Source organism: Mycolicibacterium sp. lyk4-40-TYG-92, from assembly GCF_030209435.1.
Lineage (GTDB): Bacteria > Actinomycetota > Actinomycetes > Mycobacteriales > Mycobacteriaceae > Mycobacterium.
In genome coordinates this window covers 160,021-185,218 of the sequence record NZ_JARVRX010000003.1, presented here as the reverse complement: position 1 = coordinate 185,218, position 25,198 = coordinate 160,021, and the positions used below count along the sequence as shown (strand labels likewise).

General features: G+C 68.4%; 20 protein-coding genes. 9 read left to right on the top strand and 11 right to left on the bottom strand.

Features of this window, described 5'->3' with window-relative positions; genetic code table 11:
• Positions 1-72 precede the first annotated feature (72 nt).
• Positions 73-372 (bottom strand): MTH1187 family thiamine-binding protein, encoded by a 300-nt coding sequence (locus QRN63_RS07055; RefSeq protein WP_061006521.1) that lies wholly within the window; start codon positions 370-372, stop codon positions 73-75.
• Between the two features lie 222 nt (positions 373-594).
• On the opposite strand from QRN63_RS07055, the gene QRN63_RS07050 reads away from it, so the two are divergent.
• Positions 595-1,665, top strand: a complete 1,071-nt coding sequence (locus QRN63_RS07050) for a L,D-transpeptidase (RefSeq protein WP_267320084.1) — start codon at positions 595-597, stop codon at positions 1,663-1,665.
• A 59-nt stretch (positions 1,666-1,724) separates the two neighbouring features.
• Here QRN63_RS07050 and QRN63_RS07045 read toward each other — a convergent pair whose 3' ends face one another.
• Positions 1,725-3,698, bottom strand: a complete 1,974-nt coding sequence (locus tag QRN63_RS07045; protein ID WP_285030148.1) for a M13 family metallopeptidase — start codon at positions 3,696-3,698, stop codon at positions 1,725-1,727.
• Positions 3,699-3,757: 59 nt separating this feature from the next.
• Between QRN63_RS07045 and QRN63_RS07040 the strand changes: the two genes are divergently transcribed.
• Together QRN63_RS07040 and QRN63_RS07035 are read left to right on the top strand one after the other, a co-directional pair.
• A complete protein-coding gene (locus QRN63_RS07040; protein WP_285030147.1) occupies positions 3,758-4,438 on the top strand; it encodes a hypothetical protein in 681 nt (226 codons plus the stop codon).
• On the top strand, positions 4,435-5,124 hold the full coding sequence (locus QRN63_RS07035; protein ID WP_267320087.1) for a hypothetical protein: 690 nt from the start codon (positions 4,435-4,437) through the stop codon (positions 5,122-5,124). The genes QRN63_RS07040 and QRN63_RS07035 overlap by 4 nt, the downstream gene beginning before the upstream one ends.
• A gap of 18 nt (positions 5,125-5,142) precedes the next feature.
• Here QRN63_RS07035 and QRN63_RS07030 read toward each other — a convergent pair whose 3' ends face one another.
• Together QRN63_RS07030 and QRN63_RS07025 are read right to left on the bottom strand one after the other, a co-directional pair.
• A complete protein-coding gene (locus QRN63_RS07030) occupies positions 5,143-5,682 on the bottom strand; it encodes a helix-turn-helix domain-containing protein (RefSeq protein WP_267320088.1) in 540 nt (179 codons plus the stop codon).
• On the bottom strand, positions 5,679-8,606 hold the full coding sequence (locus tag QRN63_RS07025; RefSeq protein ID WP_285030550.1) for an MMPL family transporter: 2,928 nt from the start codon (positions 8,604-8,606) through the stop codon (positions 5,679-5,681). Before QRN63_RS07025 ends, QRN63_RS07030 begins: the two co-directional genes overlap by 4 nt.
• 410 nt (positions 8,607-9,016) lie before the next feature.
• Here QRN63_RS07025 and QRN63_RS07020 point away from each other — a divergent pair, with 410 nt between their 5' ends.
• Positions 9,017-9,571 carry a hemophore gene (locus tag QRN63_RS07020; RefSeq protein ID WP_267320089.1) on the top strand — a complete coding sequence of 185 codons (555 nt, stop codon included), beginning with the start codon at positions 9,017-9,019 and terminating at the stop codon, positions 9,569-9,571.
• A 95-nt stretch (positions 9,572-9,666) separates the two neighbouring features.
• Positions 9,667-10,038 (top strand): heme-binding protein, encoded by a 372-nt coding sequence (locus QRN63_RS07015; protein WP_285030146.1) that lies wholly within the window; start codon positions 9,667-9,669, stop codon positions 10,036-10,038.
• Positions 10,039-10,090: 52 nt separating this feature from the next.
• Here the strand turns inward: QRN63_RS07015 and QRN63_RS07010 are convergent, their stop codons facing one another.
• From QRN63_RS07010 to QRN63_RS07000, 3 genes are read right to left on the bottom strand one after another with little or no spacing between them, the layout of a single operon-like run.
• A complete protein-coding gene (locus QRN63_RS07010; RefSeq protein ID WP_285030145.1) occupies positions 10,091-10,462 on the bottom strand; it encodes a DUF3054 domain-containing protein in 372 nt (123 codons plus the stop codon).
• Positions 10,452-11,666: a M23 family metallopeptidase gene (locus QRN63_RS07005; protein WP_502888094.1), complete on the bottom strand. Its 1,215-nt coding sequence runs from the start codon at positions 11,664-11,666 to the stop codon at positions 10,452-10,454. Before QRN63_RS07005 ends, QRN63_RS07010 begins: the two co-directional genes overlap by 11 nt.
• Complete coding sequence (locus QRN63_RS07000) at positions 11,653-12,798, bottom strand: lysylphosphatidylglycerol synthase transmembrane domain-containing protein (protein ID WP_285030549.1); 1,146 nt, start codon at positions 12,796-12,798, stop codon at positions 11,653-11,655. Before QRN63_RS07000 ends, QRN63_RS07005 begins: the two co-directional genes overlap by 14 nt.
• A 122-nt stretch (positions 12,799-12,920) precedes the next feature.
• Between QRN63_RS07000 and QRN63_RS06995 the strand changes: the two genes are divergently transcribed.
• A complete protein-coding gene (locus tag QRN63_RS06995; protein ID WP_285030143.1) occupies positions 12,921-14,093 on the top strand; it encodes an AI-2E family transporter in 1,173 nt (390 codons plus the stop codon).
• On the opposite strand, the gene mmpL3 is transcribed toward QRN63_RS06995, so the two are convergent.
• From mmpL3 to trmB, 3 genes are all read right to left on the bottom strand, one after another.
• Positions 14,053-17,031, bottom strand: coding sequence for a trehalose monomycolate exporter MmpL3 (gene mmpL3, locus QRN63_RS06990; protein ID WP_285030142.1), 2,979 nt, complete (start codon positions 17,029-17,031; stop codon positions 14,053-14,055). The two genes, QRN63_RS06995 and mmpL3, sit on opposite strands and share 41 nt — an antisense overlap.
• Before the next feature lie 85 nt (positions 17,032-17,116).
• Positions 17,117-17,827 (bottom strand): NYN domain-containing protein, encoded by a 711-nt coding sequence (locus QRN63_RS06985; RefSeq protein WP_410506159.1) that lies wholly within the window; start codon positions 17,825-17,827, stop codon positions 17,117-17,119.
• On the bottom strand, positions 17,824-18,627 hold the full coding sequence (gene trmB / locus QRN63_RS06980) for a tRNA (guanosine(46)-N7)-methyltransferase TrmB (RefSeq protein WP_285030141.1): 804 nt from the start codon (positions 18,625-18,627) through the stop codon (positions 17,824-17,826). The genes QRN63_RS06985 and trmB overlap by 4 nt, the downstream gene beginning before the upstream one ends.
• 110 nt (positions 18,628-18,737) lie before the next feature.
• Here trmB and QRN63_RS06975 point away from each other — a divergent pair, with 110 nt between their 5' ends.
• From QRN63_RS06975 to QRN63_RS06965, 3 genes are all read left to right on the top strand, one after another.
• On the top strand, positions 18,738-19,733 hold the full coding sequence (locus QRN63_RS06975; RefSeq protein ID WP_285030140.1) for a hypothetical protein: 996 nt from the start codon (positions 18,738-18,740) through the stop codon (positions 19,731-19,733).
• Positions 19,734-19,949: 216 nt separating this feature from the next.
• The gene (locus QRN63_RS06970; protein WP_267320097.1) at positions 19,950-21,779 is read left to right on the top strand and encodes a phosphoenolpyruvate carboxykinase (GTP); all 1,830 of its coding nucleotides are present in this window, start codon (positions 19,950-19,952) and stop codon (positions 21,777-21,779) included.
• 480 nt (positions 21,780-22,259) lie between these two features.
• Positions 22,260-23,549, top strand: a complete 1,290-nt coding sequence (locus QRN63_RS06965) for a calcium:cation antiporter family protein (protein WP_285030548.1) — start codon at positions 22,260-22,262, stop codon at positions 23,547-23,549.
• Here the strand turns inward: QRN63_RS06965 and QRN63_RS06960 are convergent.
• Positions 23,450-25,159 carry a GMC family oxidoreductase gene (locus QRN63_RS06960; RefSeq protein ID WP_285030139.1) on the bottom strand — a complete coding sequence of 570 codons (1,710 nt, stop codon included), beginning with the start codon at positions 25,157-25,159 and terminating at the stop codon, positions 23,450-23,452. The two genes, QRN63_RS06965 and QRN63_RS06960, sit on opposite strands and share 100 nt — an antisense overlap.
• Positions 25,160-25,198: the final 39 nt, after the last annotated feature.

Sequence of the window (25,198 nt, the reverse complement as noted above, 5' to 3'; positions counted from 1 at the left end):
ACGATTGTCGGCACGATGATGTCGCCGGCCGTCACGGCCGTGTGTCGATCGTGTTAGCGGTTGCCGCCCGCGCTACGTGCCGAGTTCGTCCTCGATGCGCTGGACCTTCGCGGTCAGCTGACCGGTGTAGCCGGGGCGGATGTCGGCCTTGAGGACCAGGCTGACCCGTGGGGACGCCGCCGCCACCGCGTCCACGGCGCGTTTGACGACGGCCATCACCTCGTCCCATTCGCCCTCGATGTTCGTGAACATCGCGTTGGTCTCGTTGGGCAGACCTGACTCGCGCACCACGCGCACGGCTGCGGCGACGGCCGCGCCGACGCCGCCGGACTCGTCACCACCCATCGGGCTGACGCTGAAGGCAACAATCACAAGGTCGATTGTGCGCGGATCCCCGGGCTTCGACAGCCGCCCCTGGCGTTTCCGGGGTGTCGAGCGCGGCCGGCCGAAGTAACACCGCACACGTCGGCGGCGATCAACTCTGCAGTTCAGCGGCCTGTCACGAGGCCGGAATCGGGGTGCGACGGCCTTTCGCGGGGGAGGCCGGTCAGCGCGCTATGAGAGACTGGGGACGTTGTGAACTGGAGGTGGCGGATGCCGCAGTGGAACAAGAGCAAGCTACTGACCGCGGTCGTGGCGGCCGGACTGGTCGCCGGGATGACCGTCGCAACCCCGTCGGCACTGGCCGACCCGGATGCGCCGGACCCCGGTGTGGCAGCAGCGCCGATCGATCCCGGCCTTCCCACTGAGGCCCCCTTGCCGCCGCCGATCCCGCCGGCTGCTGAACCGGCCCCCGCGCCGCCTCCGGTCATCCCGGGCGCCCCGATCCCCGGCGAACCCCAGCCGATCCCGGCAGGCACCCCGGCCGGCCAGAACCCGACGCCGTTCGTCGGCCAGCCGCCGTTCAACCCGCCGACCTTCAACCCGGTGAACGGGTCCATGGTGGGTGTGGCCAAGCCGATCTACATCAACTTCCCGCGGCCCATCGCCAACAAGCAGATGGCGCAGGACGCCGTGCACATCTCGTCGAACCCGCCGGTGCCGGGCATGTTCTATTGGGTGACCGACACCCAGCTGCGCTGGCGGCCCATCGCCTTCTGGCCGGCGAACACCGTCGTCAACATTGACGCCGCGGGCACCAAGTCGAGCTTCCGCACCGGTGACGCGCTGGTCGCCACTGCCGACAACGCGACGCACCAGATGACCATCAGCCGCAACGGCGTGGTCGAGAAGACGTTCCCGATGTCCATGGGCAAGACCGGCGACGAGACCAAGAACGGCACCTACTACGTGTTGGAGAAGTTCCCGGAGGTCGTGATGGACTCGTCGACCTACGGCGTCCCCGTCGACTCGCCGCAGGGCTACAAGCTGAAGGTGCAGTGGGCGGTCCGCATCGACAACAGCGGTGCGTTCGTGCACAGCGCCCCGTGGTCGGTGTCCGACCAGGGCAAGCGCAACGTCAGCCACGGCTGCATCAACCTCGCGCCCGACAACGCCAAGTGGTTCTACGACCAGTTCGGCAGCGGCGACCCGATCGTCGTGAAGAACTCGGTCGGCCTGTACAACTACTCCGACGGTGCGGGCGACTGGCAGTGGGGCATGCAGACCCCCGCCGCAACTCCGTCGACATCGAGCGGTTCGGGTTCGGGCGCCAGCACGCGCTGACCCTGTATAACGCGAAAACCCCCTATTTCGTCGGAAATAGGGGGTTTTGCGTTGTCCGGCTAATTCCAGATGCGCACGCGCTCAGCCGGATCCAGGTACAGCTCGTCGGACGTGTTGACGTCGAACGCCTCGTAGAACGAATCGATGTTCCGGATCACACCGTTGCACCGGAACTCCGGCGGCGAGTGCGGGTCGACGGCGAGCCGCCGAATGGCTTCGGCGTCACGGGATTTGGTGCGCCACACCTGAGCCCAGCCGAAGTAGACGCGCTGGACGCCGGTCAGCCCGTCGATGACGGGAGCCTCCTTGCCGCCCAGTGACAGCTCGTAGGCCAGCAGCGCGATGGACAGCCCGCCCAGGTCGCCGATGTTCTCGCCGACGGTGAACGCACCGTTGACGTGGTGGCCCGCGTCGAGCGCCCGCGGCGTGAAGCCCTCGTACTGCTCGATGAGAGCCTTTGTGCGCAAACCGAATTCGGTGCGGTCGGCATCGGTCCACCAGTCGACGAGGTTGCCGTCGCCGTCGTACTTGGCGCCCTGGTCGTCGAAGCCGTGCCCGATCTCGTGCCCGATGACGGCGCCGATCCCGCCGTAGTTGGCGGCGTCGTCGGCCTCGGCGTCGAAGAACGGCGGCTGCAGAATGGCTGCCGGGAAGACGATCTCGTTCATCCCCGGGTTGTAGTAGGCGTTCACCGTCTGCGGCGTCATGAACCACTCGTCGCGGTCCACTTCGCTGCCCAGCTTGGCCAGCTCCCGGTCGTGCTCGACGGCCTGGCCGCGCAGGTAGTTGCCGTACAGGTCGCCGGCGTCGATCACCAGCTCCGAGTAGTCCCGCCAGCGCGCCGGGTAGCCGATCTTCGGGGTGAACTTGTCCAGCTTGGCCAGCGCGCGCTGCCGGGTCTCGGGCGTCATCCACTCCAGGTTGGTGATGCTGACGCGGTAGGCCTCGCGCAGATTCGCCACCAGCTCGTCCATCCGCGCCTTGTGCGACGGCGGGAAATGCCGCTCCACGTAAAGCTTTCCGACGGCGTCGCCCATCAGGCTCTCGACCAGGCCGACGCCGCGCTTCCAGCGGTCCCGGATCGCCTCGGTGCCCGACAGGGTGCGGCCGTAGAAGTCGAAGTTCTCCGCGACCAGGTCGTCGGTCAGGATCGGGGCGCGGCCGCTGATCACGCGCCAGCTCAGCCATGCCTTCCAGTCCTCGAGCGGCTCGGACGCCCACAGCGCCGCGAACGCGACGAGGAAATCGGGTTGCCGCACAACGACTTCGGCGACCACGTCGGCCGACGCGCCCACGGCCGACAGCCAGCCGTTCCAGTCGAAGCCGGGTGCCTCGTCGGCCAGATCGGCGAATCGCCGCAGGTTGTAGCTCAGATCCGCGTCGCGGCGCTTGACCACGTCCCAGTGCGCCGCGGCCAGTTTGGTCTCCAGCGCGACGATCCGGGCGGCGGTCTCGGCCTGATCGCCGCCGAAGACCAGGCTCAGCATGCGGGCGATGTGCTGTGGGTAGGCCGCCAGCACCGCCGCGTGTGCCGGTTCGCGGTAGTACGACTCGTCGGGCAGGCCCAGGCCGGACTGCGTGAAGTGCAACAGGTACCGCGTCGAGTCCTTGGAATCGGTGTCGACGTACGCGCCCGCGCCACCGCCGACGCCGGTGCGCTGCAGCCCGCCGAGTACGGCGGCGAGAGCGGCAGGGTCGGCAGCAGCAGAAACCAGCGCGAGCTCCGCCCGCAGCGGCGCAAGGCCGACGGCAGCTACCCGCTCGGTATCCATGAAGCTTGCGTAGAGGTCGCCGATGCGCTGTGCGTCGGAGCCGACCGGGCCCGAGGCCGTCGTGATGAGATCGCGCACCTGCTCTTCGGCGCGGTCGGCCAGCAGGCGGAAGGCGCCGTCGGTGGCGCGGTCGGCCGGGATGTCGTAGTCGGTGAGCCAGCGGCCGTTGACGTGACCGAACAGGTCGTCCTGCGGACGGGCGTCGGGGTCGAGGTAGCTCAGGTCGATACCGGATCGGGGAGAGGTAGCTTCGAGAGTCACCTCGCCATCCTGCCATCGCCGCTGCAGTGCCGGAGGGCGCTGCGGGTAGCCTCACGCCCATGCCCGACGAGCGCAGCGAAGACTCCGCCGAAAAAGACGCTGCGAAAGACACAGCGAAAGACACCGGATCGGCCGGCGCCGCCACTGACGCCAAGCCCACAGCCGCGGCTTCCGCGTCGAGCGATCAAGCTGAGGGAATCTTCAGCCGCTACGGCATCGCCTCGGCGGTGCTGGGTGTCGTCGCGGCGGTCGCTGTCGTCGTCGCGACCTGGGTCTACCTGGGCCACCGGGCCGACGACAAGGACCGCGCGCACGAGGCGCAGGCGATGAAGACCGCCGCCGAGTGGGCCAACCTGCTGATCAACATGACCAAGGACAACGTCGCCGTCAACGTGCCGAAGCTGCACGAGGGCACCGTCGGCCAGCTCAACGCCGACTTCGACGCCACCGTCGCGCCGTTCACCCAGCTGGTGCAGAAGCTGCAGAGCCAGACCAGCGGGCAGATCGAATCCGTCGCACTGGAGACGCTGCACCACGCACCGCCCGGGGAGCAGGGCAAACCAGCGGTCCAGCCGGAGTTGGCGGCGATCTCCTCGGATACGACGACGGTGCTCGTGATCGCGACGTCCGTGAGCCAGAACGCCGGTGCCAAGCCGCAGACCGTGCGCTGGCGGCTGCGTCTCGGGGTGTCCGACGTCGGCGGCAAGCTGCTGATCTCCCGATTGGAGACGCTGCGATGAGGAACGCGTGGCGGGTACTGGTCTTCGACATCCTGGCGCCGCTCGCGGTGCTGGCGAGCCTCGTCTACATCGGGCTGGCCCTGGAGCGGCCGCTGTGGTGGGTCGTGGTGGGCACCATCGTCGGGCTGCTGGTGCTGCAGGCGTCGGTGGTCAACGTCGTGCTGTTCCGCCGGGACGGCGTCACCATGGGCACCGATGACGACGCACCCAGGTTGCGGCTCGCGGTCGTCGGGCTGACGGCGGTGGCCGTGGTCGCAGCCGCCATCGTCGGCTACACCAAGTGGACGGTGCCGGACCGCACCACGAGCGCCGACATGTCGATGGTGGTCGGCATCGCCAGCAGCGTCGCGGAGGCGTCGGCGACCTTCACCCCCGGCGCGCCGAACGTGTCGATCGACCGGGCCACGTCGTTGATGGCACCGCAGCGTGCGGAGGCCTACCGCAACGAGTTCAACGCGGTCGCCAAGGATCTGACCAGCCGTGGCGTGGCCGGGCAGGCCAGCACCATCTCGGCCGGTATCGAGACCATCGGCCCGAATTTCGCCAGTGTCGCAGTGGTCATGCGGGCCAGTCAGAACACCCCGAACAAACCCGCGCAGACGACGGTGCTGGGCTTGCGGGTCACGCTGACGAAGCAGGACGGACGCTGGCTGGTCATGGATGTGACCCCGATCGCGTCGCGGTAGGACGACTCGGGCGCCGGCTCAGGAGCGGGCGGACCGCATCCGGGCGAACCGGTCCGAGAGCCGTCGCATGCGCACCAGCAGCGCGGCCGACGGGCTGGTGGTGCCTTCGGTGTAGGCCGAGAGTTCTTGTGTGCCGACACCGATGCGGGACGCGAACTCCGTCTCGCTGAGACCGGAGCGTTCCATCAGCAGCCGGATCTGGCGCGCCACCTCGGCGCATTCGTTGGCCTCGAGTTGGGTGCGGGCGCGGGCCAGCACCTCGGACAGTGCCTTGGAGATGCCGTACGGGTTGGTTGTCGCCAGGATCTCCTCGACCTGACGCGCGGTGCGGCCGAACGGGTCGCGCTTGATGGCGACGACGATGCGCTGCCACACCGCCAGGTCGTCGTTCTCCAGGGCGGCGCGGATGGCCGAGGTCGACCAGAACTCGACCGGCTTCTCGCCCGGCGCCTGCGCCGGAAACGCGACGGTGGGTGTCCCGTTGGTGCCGGCTGGGGTGGAGTCACCGGGATCGTCGGCACCAGAAGGGGTGTCCCTCACTTCGGATGTCAACGTCACCTCGCCTCCTCCAACATGGCCACTGCCACCGCCAGACAACGCTGTTTGACGTCGGGCCAATCTGCCGTTTCCTGGTCGTCGAACGGGTGCGGGTCGGCCAACCTGCGGACCAACTGGGTGGCCACCCACTGGTTCTTCGACCGTTCTCCACAGTAATACCCGTCAATTCCGGCGAGAACCGCGGCCGCGGTCCGGATGTCCATGCAGGACACCAGGTCGACGAAGTGGGCGTAGTCCTGGACGCTGTTGCGGGACATGATCAGGTAGCCCGCCAGCCGCAGCGTCTCGGCGCCCGTCGGGATCTCGAGCCGGTCGCCGGTGGGCAGCAGCACCGTCGTGGTTTCCACAGGGCTGCGGCGCTCGATGGCGGGGCCATCGGTGTCGCGGAGCGACAGCGCGTCGAGGGCGACCGACAGCCGTCCACCCCACATGGTGACGGGGTGCACGTCGGGGTTGTCCGACGCGGACCGGGAATGGCCGTGTGCGCGCCCCCGCAGCAGCGCCAGCCCGGTGCGGGACCGGTCCGTGCGTGGCGGCGCCGCCGCGATCCGGCGGGGCACGGCGCGCGGCACGTACTGCTGCTCGCCTGGCTCACAGCCACTGAACGCCAGCGGATCGGCGACGGTAACGGTCTGCGACGCAAGGCTTTTCAGTTTGGCGGCGGACTTGACGACGCTGCGGAGCTCGGCGCCGGACGGGCCCAGCGCGGAGATGTCGTCGGGGATGATCACGAGGCTGCCGGTATCGGTGGTGGGCAGCGGTTTGTCGAAATCCACCGACGGCAGCAGGCGGTCGAGCCACTTCGGCAGCCACCAGTTCCACTGGTCGAACATCGCCATCAGCGCCGGCACCAGAACGAGCCGGACCACCGTCGCGTCGACCGCGATGGCCACGGCGCAGGCCACACCCATCTGGGCCACCAGCGGCATACCGGCGAACGCGAAGCCGATGAACACGGCGATCATGATCAGCGCGGCGCTCGTGATGGTGCGCGCGCTGGTGCTGACGCCGTACGCGACGGCATCGCGCGTGTTGCCGGTCTGCAGGAAGCGTTCCCGGATACGCGTCAGCAGGAAGATCTCGTAGTCCATCGACAGCCCGAACGTCATCGCCAGCACCAGCGGCGGGATGGTGGTGTCCAGCGATTCCAGCGGCTTGAACCCGAGCGCACTGAACCACCCCCACTCGAAGACGATCACGAGGCTGCCGTACGCCGCGGCCACCGAGAGCACCGTCATCAGGACGCCCTTGAGCGCCAGGACGACCGAGCGGATCGAGATCAGCAGCATCACGAACGCGATGAGCGACACGAACACAAACACCAGGATCTCGGTGTTCGCGACGCGGTGGTCGAAGTCCATGATCAGCGCCGTCGGCCCACCCACGGCGATCGAAAACGAGGGGCCGCCGGGGACGCGGGTACCCGGCAGGTGCTGCCGCAGCCACGTGATGGAGTCACGCGCGACGAGGTCTTCGGGGTCGACCGAGAGCACCACCGAGAACAGGGCGCTGCGGTTGTCGTTGCTGAACACCGGCGGCGCCACCTGGGCCACGTCGGGCGCCTGCGTCATGGTCTGGTGCAGCGCGTCGAGCGTCGCGGTGTTCTGCGGGTCGGAGGCCGTCGCGTCGGGGAACGTCACGAGCACCCGGAGCGGGCCGAGGGCACCTGGGCCCAGCGCCTCCGCCGCGGCGGCCACGCCGCTGCGAATCTCGTGGGTCGGGGCGAACTGGCGCAGCATGCTGTTGCCCAGCTGCATGCCGAACGACGGTGCCGCCAGCGCGATCAGGAAGACGGCGGCGAGCAGTGCCGACAGCCACGGACAGCGCATGGTGCGTTCGGTCCACTGGGTCCAGAACGGGGACTGCGTGGCGTCGGAGCGGCGGGACACGTGCAGCCACGACGAGCGTTTGGCGACCCGCTTGCCGAACGTGGCCAGCACGGCCGGGATCAGGGTGGTCGACGTCAGCACCGCGACGGCGACGGCCAGGATGGCGCCGGTGGCCATCGACGACAGCACCGGGGTGCCGATCAGATAGATGCCGGTGATCGAGGCGATCACCGTCAGCCCGGACAGCACCACCGCCAGACCTGACGTCGCCATCGACGCGTCGACAGCCTGCTCCGGGTCGCGGCCGGCGCGCAGCTCCTCGCGGAAGCGCATGAGGATGAACAGTGAATAGTCCACGGCCAGCGCGATACCGAACATCGACAGCGTCGTCGTCGCGAAGACGCTCATGGTGACCCAGATGGAGAGGAGATAGACCACACCCATCGTCACGATCACCGTGCAGGCACCGAGCAGCATCGGCATGGCCGCGGCGGCAAGGGAGCCGAACACCGCCAGCAGCACGATCAGCACGATCGGCAGGTTCCACTTCTCGGCCTCGGCGACGTCGTGCTTGGTGGTCTCGCTGGCGGCCGCGCCGAGCGCGCCCTGTCCGATGACGTACAGCCGGACCTTGCCGTCGGCCGTCCGGCCCGGCTTGCCGTCCTTGATGCCGACCGCCGTCCGCAGCTTCTTGGCGATGTCGACCGCGCCGCTGTTGTTGAAGTCGAGGCGCAACGTCACGACGTAGGGTTTGCCGGCCTGCGGCTCGGCCTGCGCGGGATCGGGCACGACCTTGACGCTGGAGATGCCCGCCGCGATGCGTTTCAGCTCGTCGACGGCGGCCGCCATGTCTTCCTGCGACGCGGTGGCGTCGGGGGCCGCGACCAGGGCCAGCGGTGAGGCGCCCTCGTCGGGGAAATGGTCCTCGAGCTCGCGCTGGACGTGCAGGGACTGGGAGCCCGCGACCTCGAACCCGCCGCCGCTGAGGTTGCTGGACTGGGTCGCCGTGAGATACAGAGACGGCACCATGAGCAGCAGCCAGGTGGCGAAGACCACCCAGCGCCAGCGCCGAAGCAGGCCGCTCAGCCGCATCATCAACTGCTGGATGGCGAACCCTCTTCCTGCGGTCGTCCCGGTTGCCACCGGAGTTTCTGATCGGCGTTGCGTGCCGCCGACCCTACCCCAGTATGGGGTAGGGTGACCGGCCCGCGAGCGCCGTTGCGGCGCCGGGCGGGCAACCTTGATCCAACTGCAACCGGGCCGCTCCCGGACCGGCCGGCAACGACGTCGGCGCCCGTCGGCGGGCTTTCGCGGTGGTCGCGAGCCCCGCGGTGACCTGGATATTTGCTGTGTGGATTGGTCACCGCACTCGTCGCGATGGCAAGATGGCGGGAGCCGAATCCCGGATGCGGCCGGCGCCGTCATCGGCGCCACCCCGGGAAACCAGAGTTTGCCGAGTGTTTACACGGCCGTCGTAGGCCGGTAAACCGGTGAGGAGATTTGCCATGAAGACGACCAGTGCGGCGGTTCGCCGCGGGCTCGCCGGGACGTTCGCTGTAACTGCGCTCGGCGGTGTGATCGTGACGTCGTTCGGGGCTCCGTCGGCCGGTGCCGGCCAGGACCCGTGCGCGGCCAGCCAGGTCGCCAAGACCATCGGCATGGTCGCCACCTCGACGGGCACCTATCTGGATGCGCACCCCACCGCGAACCAGACGCTGACCAACATTTCGCAGCAGCAGCCCGGCCCGCAGTCGTTGGCGGCGCTGAAGACCTACTTCGATGCCAACCCCCAGGAGGGCGCCGCGCTGCAGAACCTGCAGGCGCCGCTCGTGACGCTGTCCTCACAGTGCAAGCTGCCGCTGACGCTGCCGCAGCTGATGGGTCTGATGCAGTCGGCGCAGCAGGGCGGCGGACTGCCGGCCACGCTGCCCGCGATGCCCGCAGTGCCGAGCGTGCCCGGCGCCGTGCCGTTCACGCCCACCCTGCCCGGTGTGACGACGGCGACGGGCTCCATTCCCGCGGCCCAGGCCGTGTCCGCGGCACAACCCGCCGGGCGCTAGACAGGCGGTTATCCAGCTCTTCTGCTTATCTTTGAGGGGCCGGTAGCCCCGTCGGGGTTCCGCTACCGGAACTCTCGACGAAGGGGTTTGACCACATGATGCTCACCGATCTGGCCAAGCGACGCGTTGTTGCCGGTTTCATCGGCGCCGGCGCTGTCGCCGGCAGCATGTTGTTCGGTGCCGTGCCGTCGGCCCTCGCCGATCCCGTGCCGCCCAACTGCTCCGCTGCGGACCTGGCCGGCGTCAAGTCGGGCGTCGAGGCGTCGACCTCCGCCTACCTGTTCACCCACCCGGATGTGAACGACTTCTTCTCGAGCCTGCGCGGCCTGTCGAGGGACGAGGCGCACGCGAAGGTGAAGCAGTACCTGGCCGCCAACCCGCAGACCAAGGCGGAGCTGCAGGGCATCCGGCAGCCGCTCAAGGACATCCGCGACCGCTGCGGCGTTCCCGGCCCCGCCGGCCGCTGAACTGTGATTTGTGCACGAAAATCCGCGGTTGACGCGGATTTTCGTGCACAAATCACTTACGGAGTCGAGCCACGCCGCGCCAGCCGAGCAGGAAGACGGCCGTGACGGTAGAGGCGACGATCACGAAACTCACCGCGACGCCCTGCGCTGAAGCCTTGCGCAGCAGCATGCCGATCACGACGGTGCTGACCCACACCATCAATCCGGTCGGGTTCAGCGCCGCCGGGCGGCGCCAGCCCTGCGACAGCGCCCAGCCCACCACGGTTCCGGTCAGGAACGGCCAGCTCGTGTGCGCGACGCCGGCCAGGGTGATGCCCTCGGCGTGACTGCGCCGGCCGATGGCGCAGAAGATCACCACCAACACGACGTCGGTGAGGAAAGCCAGTGCGGCGCTGCGGTTTCGCGTGGTCTGCTCAGTTGTCATAGGTCATCACGTCCAGATTCAGTGGGCTGACATTGTTTTCGGCGCGCGCGGTGAACCCCGGCTGCATGCGGGCCGGACCGCCGGCCTCCAACGCGTCGCCCGCTGCCATGTCGGCCAGGCGGCCGGTGAGCTTGAACGAGCGGAAGACGAACGGCAGACCGTCCGCGCGCAGTGGATCGGGTGTGCTCATCACGTGGAAATGCAGGTGCGGCGCAGTGGAATTGCCGGTGTTGCCGACGCTGCCCAGCACCTGCCCGGCACTGAGCCGGTCACCCGGCTTGACCTTGACGCTGCCGGTCTTCAGGTGCGCGTAGAACGCGAAGTTTCCGTTCCCGATGTCCTGCACGACATGGTTACCCCCGTACTGCGCCAGCGTGAGGCCGGTCGGGTCGACGCCCGGCACCTGCTCGGGCAGGCCGTCGAGGACCGCGACCACGGGGCCATCCGCGACGGCGTGCACGTCGGAGCCGAAGTAGAGGTAGTTGTCCGTCTTCGCGCGGTCTCCGCTGAACAGCTGACCGTCGGCTCGTAGTTGCTCGTAGTCGATGGCGAATCGCTCTGCCGCCCAGAGCTTTCCGTCGATCGGATTGAGGGCCATGCGGTGCGGCGTCATGTCACAGCAGCTGTTGGCGTCGAGCCAACCGGAGCCGCGCAGCGGCGGGTCGAGTACGACGGGCTGGTGGTCGGACACCGTCACGGGTGCGACGTTCTCGGTCACCACCGGCGGTACGAGCGGCGGCATCGGTTTGGGTACCTTGACCACCACGCGGTGTGAAAGTTGCTTCGGGACAGGACTTCCCGTGTCCAGTTTGACGTCCAGCCAGACGATCGAGCGCTGGCCGGGAGCCAGATCGCCGGTGCTGACCCGGGTGCCCATGGTCCGGGTCCAGTAGCCGAGGCCGGCGCCGGACAGTTGCAGCAGCGGCCCGGCGGGTCCCATGGCCGCGATCGAATCCACCGTCACGGGTTCGGGTGAGGTGTTGGTGAGCAGTAGCTCGTACGCGAGGTGCACTCGGCCGTCGGTCGCCGGAACCGGGACGGGCTCGGCCACGACATCGACCAGAACGGGCGTGACGATCGGTGTGGCGTTATCTACGGAACTGGTTGGAGCAGTTGAAGATTGGCCGGATTTCGGTACGGAAGTACAGGATGTCAGCGCGGCGGTGAGCAGAACGACCGCCGCCAGCCGGCTACCCGGTGTCATGTGAGGTCTCGGGGGCGTCGGGCCGCGGCTGGGGTGCGGTGCCAGGACCGCCCGCGGTATCGGGCGCATCCGGGTCGAAGTCCTTCTCCGTGCGGAACAGGAAGAAGAACACCACCCAGCCGATGGCGGAGATGAAGATCCAGCTGACCAGTCGATAGATCAGCATCGTCGAGATGGCCGCCGCCAGCGTCATGCCGCTCGACACCAGGCCGGGCACGAGCACCGCCTCGACCACGAGCAGCCCGCCCGGCATCAGGGGAATCGCCCCCACGGCGCGCGCCGCGGCGTAGGCGACAGTCAGGCCCGCGAGCGACGGATGCCCGCCGGTGGCGTACGCCGCGCAGGCCAGGCACGCGACGTCGGCGACCCAGTTGAACAGCGACCAGCTGAAGGCGACGGTCAGGGTCCGGCGGCTCAGGCTCACCGACTCCAGCTGGGTGAGGGTACGGCGCCAGCCGTCCAGCCCGGTGTCAGCGGGCTTGCCGCGTAGCGAGTTGAACCACGACAGCAGCCGCACTCCGATGCCGTCGATCTGCTGCGGATTGGCGGCGACGGTCTGGGCCAGCAGCAGCAGCGCCAGGAAACCGCCGATCGTGAAGATCAGCGACAGGGGGTTCTTGCTCGCGCCGAGCAGGACCGCACCGCCCAGCCCCAGCAGCGCCAGACCGACCACCTGCAGCGCCCCGGACATCACCAGCTGCCACGACGCCACCAGAGGCGAGGCGCCCCACAGCCGCTGTTGCCGGTAGACGAAGGTGGCCGAGAGCACCGGGCCGCCCGGCAGCGTGGTGGATAGGGCATTGCCGGCGTAGAACGCGGCCTCGGACCGCCACTGCTTGACCTGGACCCCGGCGGACCGGAGCAGGGTGCGCTGAATCTGCGCGAAGCTGTGCATCGAGGCCAGGGCCGCGACGGCCGCGGCGGCGACCCACCACCACGTCGCCGAGAGCAGGCTGCGCCACGCCTTGGCCAGCTGCTCCCACACCATCACCACCTCGACGGTCAGTACGGCGACGGCGATGCCGATGAGCACCCAGCGCAACCACCAGTACTTGCCGCGGGGGCGCGTCGGCCCTGGACGGGCATCAGCGCGACGGCACGCCGCCCAGGGCCCGCGACGGCGAGCCGTCATCGGTCCTGGCGCAGCCTCGTTCGACACGCGCTTAGCGTATCCGGCGTGTCGTGCCCGGCGTGCCTGCGCGGCGCATCGTCAACAACCTCGCGGCGTCATCGCGCGGCGCTACGCTGGCGCCCATGTCACACGCCCACGAAGCGGTCGATCCGGTGGTACGCAAGGCTGCAGCCTGGTCCTGGCGGTTACTGGTCATCTTCGGTGCGGTGCTCGCACTGCTGTGGGTGGTCATCAAGCTCGAGGTCATCGTGGTGCCGGTGCTGCTGGCGACGCTGGCGGCGGCGTTCCTGTTGCCTGCCGTGGACCTGTTGACCGCGCGGGGGCTACCCCGCGGCGCGGCCGTGGCGGCGATGCTGCTGAGCTCCATCGTGGTGATGGGCGGCATCCTGACGTTCGTCGTCTTCCAATTCATCGACGGCGCGCCAGCTTTGGTGGAGCAGGTCACCAAGAGCATCGACGGTGCCCGCAAATGGCTGACCGAAGGCCCGATCCTGCATCTGAGCAGCGAGCAGATCAACAGCGTCGGCCAGAGCGCCATCGACGCCCTGAAGAACAATCAGTCCAAGCTGACCAGTGGCGTCTTCTCCACCGCCGGCGCACTGACCGAGATCATCACCGGGATGCTGCTGGTCCTGTTCACTCTGATCTTCCTGTTGCACGGCGGGCGCGACATCTACGCCTTCGTCACCAAGATCGTCCCGGCGTCGGTCCGGGAGCGGGTTCGCGACGCCGGCCGCGCCGGTTTCGGCTCGCTGATCGGTTACGTCCGCGCGACGTTCGTGGTGGCGCTCGTCGACGCCGTCGGCATCGGCACCGGCTTGGCCATCATGGGCGTGCCGCTGGCGCTGCCGCTGGCGTCGCTGGTGTTCCTCGGCGCGTTCGTCCCGCTGGTCGGTGCCGTGCTGACCGGTTTCGTGGCCGTGGTGGTGGCGCTGATCGCCAAGGGCTGGATCTACGCGTTGATCGCGCTCGGCCTCATCATCGCAGTGCAGCAGCTGGAAGCCCACGTGCTGCAGCCGATCGTGATGGGCCGCGCGGTGTCCGTCCATCCGCTCGCCGTCGTGCTGGCCATCGCCGGTGGCGGTGTCATGGCCGGGGTCATCGGCGCGCTGATCGCAGTGCCCATCGTGGCTTTCCTCAACAGCGCCATCCGGGTGCTGGTCGCCAAGGACCCCGACGCCGAGCAAGCCGAGCTGCTCGCCGAAGCCGGCTCAGTCGCCGCCGCGACCGTCTCGCAAGGGGCAGACGCCCCTGCTACAGACGGCCCTCCCGGCGCAGCAGATCCTGCGCGCTGACCCCGCCGCCGGTACCGCGCCGCTGAGTTTCCGCGGTATCGATCTTCTCGGTGGCGTCGGGGGCGTCGGCCGGCTGGGCGCGGAACGCCGTGGTCGGCTCGTTGCCCTCACCGGGCGCGTCTGACGGAGTCTGGATCTGCGGACCCGAGGCACTGATGTTGCCCCGCAGCTGTCCCAGCCACGACTCGATCTCCCGGTTGCCGCCGCCCGGGCCGGTGTCGCCGGCGGGCGGTTTGACGCCGCCCGGCGCACGGAACGCAGTGGTGGCGGGATCGGCCTGACGGAACGCAGTGGTTGCCGGGTCGCCGATCGCTGTGGTCGGCGGCGTCGGGTCCCCGTTCTGCGGGGTGACGGCGCGGGTCACGTTCGACACCACGTTGCGGAAGGCGCCCTTGGCGGCGCTGAACCGCGTGGTCGGGGGCTCAGCAGCGGGAGCCGACGGCGGCGCGGGCGGGGCCTGCGGAGCGGGTGGCTGCACGGGCGCGCTCGGCATCCGGTTGGTCGGCGCCTGGCTCGGCGGTTGCGGCTGACCCGGGTTGATCCGGGTCGGGACGGCGCGCTGGCCGGCGGCCGGATGCGTCGGATCGTGCGGCGCCCGGACCGGGGCGCCGGAACCGACCAGCGCACGCGGATCTTCCGGTTCGCGGACCGCCGGACGCTTGCGCTCGTCGGGCAGCTCGGTCTCGCCGAGACCCAACTTCTGCTGCACGCGCTTCATCCACAGCGGCGCCCACCAGCAGTCGTCGCCGAGCAGCTTCATGACGGCGGGCACCAGGAACATCCGGATGACGGTGGCGTCGAGCAGCAGCGCCATCAGCAGACCGAATGCCAGGTACTTCATCATCACCAGGTCGGAGAACGCGAAGGCGCCGACGACGACGGCCAGCACCAGCGCGGCACCGGTGATGAGGCGGCCGGTGGTGGCGGTACCGATCCGGATGGCCTCGGCGGTGGACATGCCGCGCTCGCGGGCTTCCACCATGCGGGACACCAGGAACACCTCGTAGTCGGTGGACAGACCCCAGATCACCGCGATGATCAGGCCGATCATCGGCGCCATCAGCGGCTGCGCGGTGTAGTTCATCAACCCGGACCCATGCCCGTTCTCGACGAACATCCAGGTCAGGATGCCCATCGTGGAGCCGAGGGTCAGGGCGCTCATCAGCGCGGCCTTGATGGGCAGCACCAGCGAGCCGAACGCCAGGAACATCAGGACGGTCGTGGTGACCACCAGGATCACCACCATCAACGGCAGCTTCTCGAACAGGGTGCTGATGCTGTCCTGCTCGAGGGCGGGGGTACCGCCGACCATGACGTGGACACCGTGCGGTTCCTGCAGGCCGCGCAGTTCGCCGATCTTCTGGGCGGCGTCACCGCTGTTGATCAGACCGTTCGACAGCACGCGGACGGTCGGGTCCTTGGTGCCGCCCTCCTGGTACGTCCGCTCGGCCCACATCTTCGACTTGTCGTTGTCGTCCGGGGTGACGAACCCGCTGACGGTGCCGGCGTTGGCCCGCACCTGGGCGATCTGCTGATCGGTGACGGGCTGGCCGTTGTCGCTCTTGATCACCAGGGTCAGGGCGTTGGTGCGGAAGCCGGGGAAGATCTTGTCGAACTCTTCCTGCGCCACACGAACCGAGTTGTCCGGCGGCAGGTACTTCTCGCTCATGCCGGCGAGGGCCAGCTGTCCGAGCGGGATGACCAGCAGGATCATGCCGATGGTGATCGGCACGGCGAACGCCAGCGGCCGCTTCATCACGACGTTGACCAACTTGCCCCAGAAGCCCTTCTCGACTTCTTCGCGGGTCTTGGTCTTCTGCGTCTTCTCGGCGAACCAGTCGATGATCTTGCGCGAGAACGGCCAATTGGCCAGGAACGGCACCTTCAGCAGGGTGCGGACGCCGAGCGCGTCGACGTTGGTGCCCAGGATGCCGAGGACAGCGGGCAGCACGGTGTTCGACAGGAAGGCCGCCAGCAGCACCGACGCGATGATCGCGTACGTGATCGACCGCAGGAAGCCCAGCGGGATCAGCAGCAGCGGCAGCGACGACGCGACGATGATCACCGCGGAGAACGCGACGGTCCGGCCCGAGGTCATGACGGATCTTCGGACGGCCGCTTCCACGTCGTAGCCCTCGGCCAGCTCTTCTCGGAACCGGCTCACGATGAACAGGCCGTAGTCGATGGCGATACCGAAGCCCATCATGGTCACCACGGGCTGGGCGAAGAAGTGCACCGGCCCAAATTCGGCGGTGAACCGCAGGATGCCGAGCGCGCCACCGATGGTCAGACCACCGATGATGGCGGGCAGGGCGGCGGCGACCGCGCCGCCGAACACGAAGAACAGCACGACCGCGACCAGCGGCACGATCGCGAGTTCGGCGCGCTTCTGGTCGGTGCCGATGGTGCCGGTCAGCTCGCTCGCGAGCGGCTCCAGGCCGGCCAGTTTGATGTTGCCGCCGTTGACCTTGTACAGGTCAGGGGCGACGGACTGGTAGTTCTTCAGGATCGCGTCGTCGTTGTCGCCCTTGAGCGGGACGGTGATGAAGGTGTGCCGCAGGTCCGGCGTCGTCATCTTCTTCAGGCCGTCGCTGGGCGCCTTCAGCCAGCCGACCCAGGCGACGACCTTGTCCTTGTGGTCGTTGACGAAGGTATCGAGCTCACCGCTGACCTTCTTCTGCCAGGCCGGGTCGGTGATCTTCTTGTCATCGGGCGGCGTCAGGATGGCCACCACGAGGCTGGTCCGGTCGCGGCCGTACACCTCGTCACCGAGCACAGACGCGGCGACGGACTCACTGCCCTCGTTGTAGAAGCCACTCTGCGTGACATGCTCACCGAGGCTGGACCCGTACACGGCGCCACCAAGGCACAGTGCGACCATGACACCGATCACTACGTATCGGAATCGGTACACCGTTCGACCCCACCAGGCGAACACGTCAGCTCCTCACGATTATCTGCATAAAGTCCTGCTCAATGTTTTTGCCATTTTTGGCCACCGCACACGTCATCTGTAGTTTTTCCTAAACGCGCGAGCTCAGCAGCGCGGACAACGGCCGGAAGGGCTGCAGCCAGGCGCCCTGATCAGGCAGCGAATCCAAGCCGATTCGCGGCAGCGGCTCCCGGAAGACACCAGGGATGTCTTCCAGGTCGACGAAGTCCAAGGTATCCGACGCTAACGCCCAACTGGCATGTTCGCGAAATCCGACCACGGTCGCGGGAGTGCCGTCGTGGGCGATGTCCTCGAGCGGCTGGCGGAACGCCTGGCCGTCGGCCGAGGCCACATAAATGCCGGCCAGGCCCTCGCTGCGGCGTAGCGCGATGTGCGCCAGCATGTCGCTGTCGACGTCGCTGTCCTCGTCCGTTTTCGGTTTGGCGAACACCGCGAAACCGACGTTTCGCAGCGCCTCCACCCACGGGCGCACGACGTCGGCGCTACCGGGGGCGATGTTGGTGAAGACCGTCGCCTCGGGCTCCAGGGACACCGGTGCCTGGTCGGGTCTGCGGCCGTTGGCGATCTCATTGGTACGCGCCAGCAGCCAGCGGCCCAGCGCGTCGAAGCGGGGACGGTGGGCAGCGGTCGGACGGCCGCCGAGGATCGATCCGAGGCCCATGTCCAGGTTGGGCGCGTCCCAGACCAGCAGCACCCGGTGCGGCCGGGGTCCCGGCGGCGGAGCCGGCGGGTAGGGCTTGGGTCCGGGGACGGCCTGCGGAAAGGCCTCGGTGATCGTCACTCGGGCTTCTCCCAGATGAGCTCGGTGATGGGACTGCCCATCCGCATGCCCCGCGCCTCATATTTGGTGGTGGGCCGCTGCACCGAGATCGGCAGGTCGGCGTCGGCCGACGTGCGCTTCAGCGTCGGCTCGGCATCGCCGACCTCGGCGATCTGCACCGCGTAGTCGGCGTGGTCGGTGGCCGCATGCAGGATGCCGCCGGGCTTGAGGCGGCTGGAGATCAGGGCCACCGTCTCGGCCTGCAGCAGCCGGCGTTTGTGGTGGCGGGCCTTGGGCCACGGATCCGGGAAGAACACGCGCACGGCGGTGAGGGTGCCCGGCGCGATCATGTGTTCCAGCACATCGACGCCGTCGCCGCGGACAAATCTCACATTCGTCAGGCCGGCCCGATCGACGCCGCCGAGCAGCTGGGCCAGGCCCTTGCGGTAGACCTCGACCGCGATGACGTCGAGGTGCGGTTCCTCTTGTGCCATGGCCAGCGTCGAGATGCCGGTGCCGCTGCCGATCTCCACCACGACCGGTGCGGTGCGGCCGAACCAGGCGGCGGTGTCGATCAGCGGGGCGGGTTCACCGTCGTCGGAGCGGGCGACTTTGCCCAGCTCAGGCCACCGCCGGTCCCACGTGCTCTGCTGCTTGGTGGACAGGCTCGACCGGCGGGACCGGAAGCTGGTGACGCGCCGGTGCTGGTGTGCGGGGCTGCCGGTGGTGTCGGCTGCGGACTCGTTTTCGGCCGCCGAGGCGCCGGCCGACGAGGCAGCGTCGTCCTCGCGCTGGGCATACATCCGTCCATCGTCTCTCATCCGGCTGTGAGAGCCCGCATCGTGGTGCAGATTGATACCCAACAGTTGCCTGAAAAACGGCGTCGGCCGGACCCGCGCCGAGGTGCGACGATGGCATCCGGGGGTACGTGGTGTCAGGGGATGTTTGGCAGCGGTTCACGGCGGCGCTGCAGCGGTTGACGGACGAGGTGCCGGAGCTGGCGCACGTCGTCGCCGGCCAGGACCCGGGTGACGCCGCCGGCCGGTACCGGACGATTGTCGCGGTGCTGAGTGAAATAACCTGGGCGGCAAGCGAATTGGATGACGACCGGGTGCGGCAGTGGTCGGCATCCGACGCGACGGCAGCACTGCGTACCGCCGCGGCGACGGCAGCACTCGAAGCCGACGGTCTGGCCGTCGACGCCGCCATGGACTCCGACGCGCATCTGCGGCGGGCGCTGCACTGGCGCCGCTTCGGCTGTCGCACCACCGATGACCTGCACCGTCGCTGTGCAATGGACGTCAGCCGCGGTTCGTTGCGGCTGCTGGCACGTACCGGCGCAGGCCGGGTGACGTCCCGGCTGGAACTGCAGCGCATCCGGCTGGAGCTGGTTCGCGACCTCCGCCGCCAGTACGCCGACCTGCGGGCCGAGCTGCTCACCCGGGTGCCGTCCGGGCGGGCTGCGGTAGGGAGTTTCGAAGCCGATGCCCGCGAGCGGCTGGCCGAGGTCGCCGACCGCGCTCGCGACGCGACCGCCCGTGCGCTGGGCGTTTCCGGGCCTGGCGGGCGGTGGCCGCGGCCCGAGGTCACGGGTCCCATGCCGGCCCAGCGCCCCGACGAACTGTGGCTGGGCCTCGTGCTGGGCGCGGGTTTCGGCCTGGGGGCGGCCCTGGGGCTGGCCCGGCTGGCAACCGGGCTGGCAGGCGTGCCCGACGGGATCGGCGGCGCGGTGGGGTTGGCCCTCGGTCTGGCGCTCACCGTGGCAGTCGTCGGCGGCCGCGCCCGGTTGCACCGGCGCGCGGTGCTTGAGCGCTGGGTCGGGGCCGCCGTCGCGGTGGCGCGGCAGGCGAGTGAAGAGGAACTCGCGTACCGGTTACTGGAGGCGCAGGCGGGCATGGCGACCGCAGATCACAAAACGAAAAATTGACCGCTTTACGAATTGCGCCCATCGAGGCCGTCGCGCTACTGACCGGTAACCGCCCGTCGGTGCCCTCAAACGCGTTACCTGCGGGTTCGGGAGCGCCGATTGGGCTTTCTGAATCGTTCTTGTGAGAGATCGGACAGCGGCCCGATTGTCCACTTGAATGTCACTCACGTTAACCTCTAAAGAGGTATAGCTGCGATTTGCGAGCAGGAGAATTTGATGACCTCAGCGACCATTCCCGGTCTCGACGCCGCACCGACCAATCACGCCGGGCTACTGGCCTGGGTTCGTGAAGTTGCGGAGCTGACTCAGCCCGACCGGGTGATGTTCGCCGACGGCTCGGAAGAGGAATATGACCGCCTCGCCGCGCACCTCGTCGAAGCCGGCACGTTTCAGAAGCTGAACAACGACAAGCAGCCGAATTCGTATCTGGCACTGTCGGATCCGTCTGACGTCGCCCGTGTCGAGTCGCGCACCTTCATCTGCTCGGAGCGCGAAGAGGACGCCGGCCCCACCAACAACTGGATGGATCCGGCCGAGATGCGCGGCATCATGACCGACCTGTACCGCGGTTGCATGCGCGGCCGCACCATGTGGGTCGTGCCCTTCTGCATGGGCCCGCTGGACGCCGAGGATCCCAAGCTCGGCGTCGAGATCACCGACTCGGAGTACGTCGTCGTCTCGATGCGCACCATGACGCGCATGGGCGCCAAGGCGCTGGCCAAGCTCGGCGATGACGGCTTCTTCGTCAAGGCGCTGCACTCGCTCGGTGCACCGCTGGAGCCGGGCCAGGCCGACGTGCCGTGGCCCTGCAACGAGACCAAGTACATCACCCACTTCCCCGAGACCCGCGAGATCATGAGCTACGGCTCGGGCTACGGCGGCAACGCGCTGTTGGGCAAGAAGTGCTACTCGCTGCGCATCGCCTCGGCCATGGCGCACGACGAGGGCTGGCTCGCCGAGCACATGCTGATCCTCAAGCTCATCTCCCCGGAGAACAAGGCGTACTACATCGCCGCCGCGTTCCCGTCGGCCTGCGGCAAGACCAACCTCGCGATGCTGCAGCCCACCATCCCGGGCTGGCGCGCCGAGACCGTCGGTGACGACATCGCCTGGATGCGCTTCGGCAAGGACGGCCGGCTGTACGCCGTCAACCCCGAGTTCGGCTTCTTCGGCGTCGCGCCGGGCACCAACTGGTCGTCGAACCCCAACGCCATGAAGACCATCGCCGCCGGCAACACCGTCTTCACCAACGTCGCCAAGACCGACGACGGTGATGTCTGGTGGGAGGGCCTGGAGGGCGAGCCGGAGCACCTCATCGACTGGAAGGGCCAGGACTGGATCCTGCGGGAGACCGAGACCAAGGCCGCGCACCCGAACTCGCGTTACTGCACCCCGATCTCGCAGTGCCCGTCGGTCGCCCCCGAGTGGGACGACCCGCAGGGTGTGCCGATCTCGGCGATCCTGTTCGGCGGCCGCCGCAAGACGACCGTCCCGCTGATCACGCAGGCCCGCGACTGGCAGCACGGCGTGTTCATCGGTGCCACCCTGGGCTCCGAGCAGACCGCCGCCGCCGAGGGCAAGGTCGGCACCGTGCGCCGCGACCCGATGGCCATGCTGCCGTTCCTCGGCTACCACGTCGGTGACTACTTCCAGCACTGGATCAACATCGGCAAGAACGCCGACGAGTCCAAGATGCCGAAGATCTTCTTCGTCAACTGGTTCCGCCGCGGCGACGACGGCCGCTTCCTGTGGCCGGGCTTCGGCGAGAACAGCCGTGTGCTGAAGTGGGCCATCGAGCGCATCGAGCACCAGGCCGAGGGCAAGAGCACCCCGATCGGCATCGTTCCCACTGCGGCAGACCTCGATCTGGAGGGCCTGAACGTGAAGGCCGCGGACGTCGACGAGGCGCTGGCAGTGCGTGTCGACGAGTGGCGCAACGAGCTGCCGCTGATCGAGGAGTGGTTCGAGTTCGTCGGCGAGAAACTGCCGACCGGCATCAAGGACGAGTTCGACGCCCTCAAGCACCGCTTGGCCGAAGAGGCGTAGTACATCTCTCGCGCAAACACCCAGCCCCCGTCTCCCAGGAGATCGGGGGTTGGGTGTTTTTGCGGTTCGGCCGCGATTGTGCCTGGCTGTGCCTGGCTTCAATCACGGCCTGCAGAGCCGCCGATGACGGAAGCTGGGCACTTTTTCTGGGCGTCAGCGGTCCGTGAGTTCAGTGACCACCGGCAAATGGCGGCCACGATTGAACCCACGCACTTTGCGCCGGGACTCAGCGCTGATATCACTCCCGAAAGCAGCGACCGAGCTCGACTCGGGGTCCGGCCAGGGGTCGATGGCTGGGGTGTTCGGCGCGGTTTGTGCCCGCCGGAACCCGCCGGCATCGCCGAGTCGGTTAGCCACACAATCAAGTTAGGATAACCGAACTCAAAACATTCAGGACTCTGACCAGCAAATTCAGCACCGCAAGCCGCGGCAATTCGTAGCAACGCTAAGTTGCTGGCGCGGTTTCGGGCGGCTACCGTCATCGGCGTGACCAGTACCCGATCAGCCGGCCCGACCACGCGTCGGCCGCTTGCGCGATCCCTGCTGCTGGCCGCCGCGTTCGTTCTCCCGGCCGTCGCGCTGCGTCTCACGGGAGCGCACCCCAACCCCGTCGTCTCGCTGCTGGCGTTCGGCGCGGCCGTCGTCGCCGCCAGCTTCGTGCTGGCCTGGGCGGCCGAGGCGGCGCAGGTCGACGTGTCAGGTGGCCTCGCCATCGCCGTCCTGGCTCTGATCGCGGTGCTGCCCGAGTACGCCGTCGACCTCTACTACGCCTACGTCGCCGGCCACGACGCCGAATACGTGCAATACGCCGCCGCCAACATGACAGGCTCCAACCGGCTGCTGATGGGGATCGGTTGGCCGGTCGTGGTGATCGTCGGGCTGTACGTCGCACAGAAGATGTCGGCCGACAAGAGCAGCAAACGGCTGCTCGCGCTGGAGCCCGGTAACCGGGTCGAGCTGGGTTTCCTGCTCATCGCCGGGCTCGTCGCGTTCGTCATCCCGGCGACCGGCCGCATTCACCTGGTGCTCGGCGTGGCAATGCTGGCCTGGTTCGGCTTCTACCTGTACAAACTGACCCGCGGCGAACCGGAGGAGCCCGAACTCGTCGGTACCGCCGCGGCCATCGGCGCGCTGCCGGACCGGGCCCGCCGCATCACGGTCGTGACGTTGTTCCTGGTGTCGGGCGCGGTCATCCTGATGTGCGCGGAGCCGTTCGCGAACAGCCTGATCAACGCCGGTACCGAGCTGGGCGTCGACCGCTTCCTGCTGGTGCAGTGGCTGGCGCCGCTGGCCTCGGAGGCGCCGGAGTTCATCATCGCGACCATCTTCGCCGCGCGGGGCAAGAGCACCGCGGCGATCGCGACCCTCATCTCATCCAAGGTCAATCAGTGGACACTGCTGATGGGCTCGCTGCCCATCGCCTACCTCGCCGGTGGTGGCGGCACCGAGCTGGTTCTCGACGGCCGCCAGGTCGAGGAAGTGCTACTGACGGCCACCCAGACCATGATGGGCGTCGCGCTGATCCTGTCGCTGCGGTTCCACCGGGCGACGGCCTGGCTGCTGTTGGCGCTGTTCGTGGTGCAGTTCCCGATCACCTCGACCACCGGCCGCCTGGTGCTGTGCGGCGTCTACGGTGCGCTGACGGTGGTGGGTCTGATCGTCAACCGCCGTCACATCGTCGCCACGCTGCGGGCGCCGTTCAGCGCCGACGACCACGACGGCGACGGGTTGCGGTTCGACGGTCGGGAGCTGTCGATCGCCGGTCGGTGACGGCGGTGGCGACCGGCGCGGACCGGCGCGTCCAGGATGAGGTCGGCAGCCCGCGCGGCCATCGCCATGGCGGGCGCATTCGTGTTGCCGGACAACATGATCGGCATGATCGACAGATCGGCCACCCGTAGTCCGTCGATGCCGCGGACCCGCAATTGGTCGTCGACGATGTCCTCGTCGTCCGGTCCCATGCCGCAAGTGCCGATCGCGTGGAACCCGGTCAGTCCCTGCGTCATCGCGGCATGCAGGAGCTCGTCATCGGACTGGGTGTCGGGACCGGGCGCCAGCTCCGTGGCGATGAGGTCGGCGATGGGAGACTGCTGGAACACCTCGCGCATGGTGCGCAGGACTCCGATGGCAGCGGTCCGGTCGTGGGCGGTGGCCAGGTAGTTGGGGTCGATCATCAAGGGGTGGTCGGGATCGGGCGAGCTGATCCAGACACTGCCTTCCGACGTCGGCCGGAGAATCTCGCCCATACAGGACAGGCCCGGCAGGCGCTCGACGGTACCGCCGTGGCCGGCCAGCGTCAGGGCGGTGACGAGCATCTGACCGTCGACGCGGGGCTGGTCGGGTCCGGTCTTGAAGAACGCGAGCACGTCGCCGGTCGGCGCCGCCAGCGGTCCTCGGCCACTTGCGGCGTATCTGATCGTGGACCGGACCTTGCCGCACGTCGTCGACAGGTGCCGGTTGTGCCCGATGTTCCGGTTGAGCCGGTAGGTGTTCACGAGGGTGCGGTGGTCCCGCATCCGCCGCCCGACGTTCGCCCGCTCCAGGTAGCGCGGGACGCCGGCGGCTGCGAGGACATCGCTTGGCCCGATTCCGGAGAGCTGCAACAGTTTTGGTGAGCCCAGCGCACCCAGGGTGAGGATCACTTCGCGATTCGCCCGGACGACCGTGGACAGCCCGTCCATCCGGATCACCACGCCCGTGGCCCGGCCCCGGGTGATCTCCAGCCGCTCTGCCGTGGCGCCGGTGAGCACCTGAAGATTGGGGCGGCCGCGCACGGGGTCCAGGAACGCGGTGGCGGCGCTGACCCGCCTGCCGTTGTGGATGGTCGCGGGTGACAGCCCGATGCGCGGTTCGTCCGTTTCGTTGAGGTCGCCCAGGGGTCGCATGCCCAGGCGGGTACCGGCGGTGATCGTGGTCAGCGCGAGCGGATCGGGGTCGCGGACGACGCTGATCGCCAGTTCGCCGCCGAACCCTCGGGTCGACGACTGACCGATGGTGTTGTGTTCGAAGCTTCGGTACGCGGCGAGGATGTTGTCCCAGCCCCAGCCGCGATTGCCCAGCTCTTCGAGCTCGTCGAAGTCCGCTTTCTGGCCGCGGTTGTAGACCATGCCGTTGACCGAGCTGGATCCGCCGAGGAGCTTGCCGCGTGGCCAGAGTTCGGTGGTGCCGTGGGGGCCGAAGGGAATGGTCTGGTGCTGCCAGATGTATCGCGGGTTGCCGAACAAGCGGCTGCCGAGTTTGGGGACCCGAAGGTAGGGGCTGCGCGCGTGACCGCCGGCCTCGATGAGTAGTACCCGGTTGCGAGGATCGGCGGACAGGCGATTCGCCAGCACACACCCTGCGGTCCCGGCGCCCACCACGAGGTAATCGAATGTGGCCATCGCGACCTCCGGTCGACGTGTCAGGAAATTTGCCAAAAC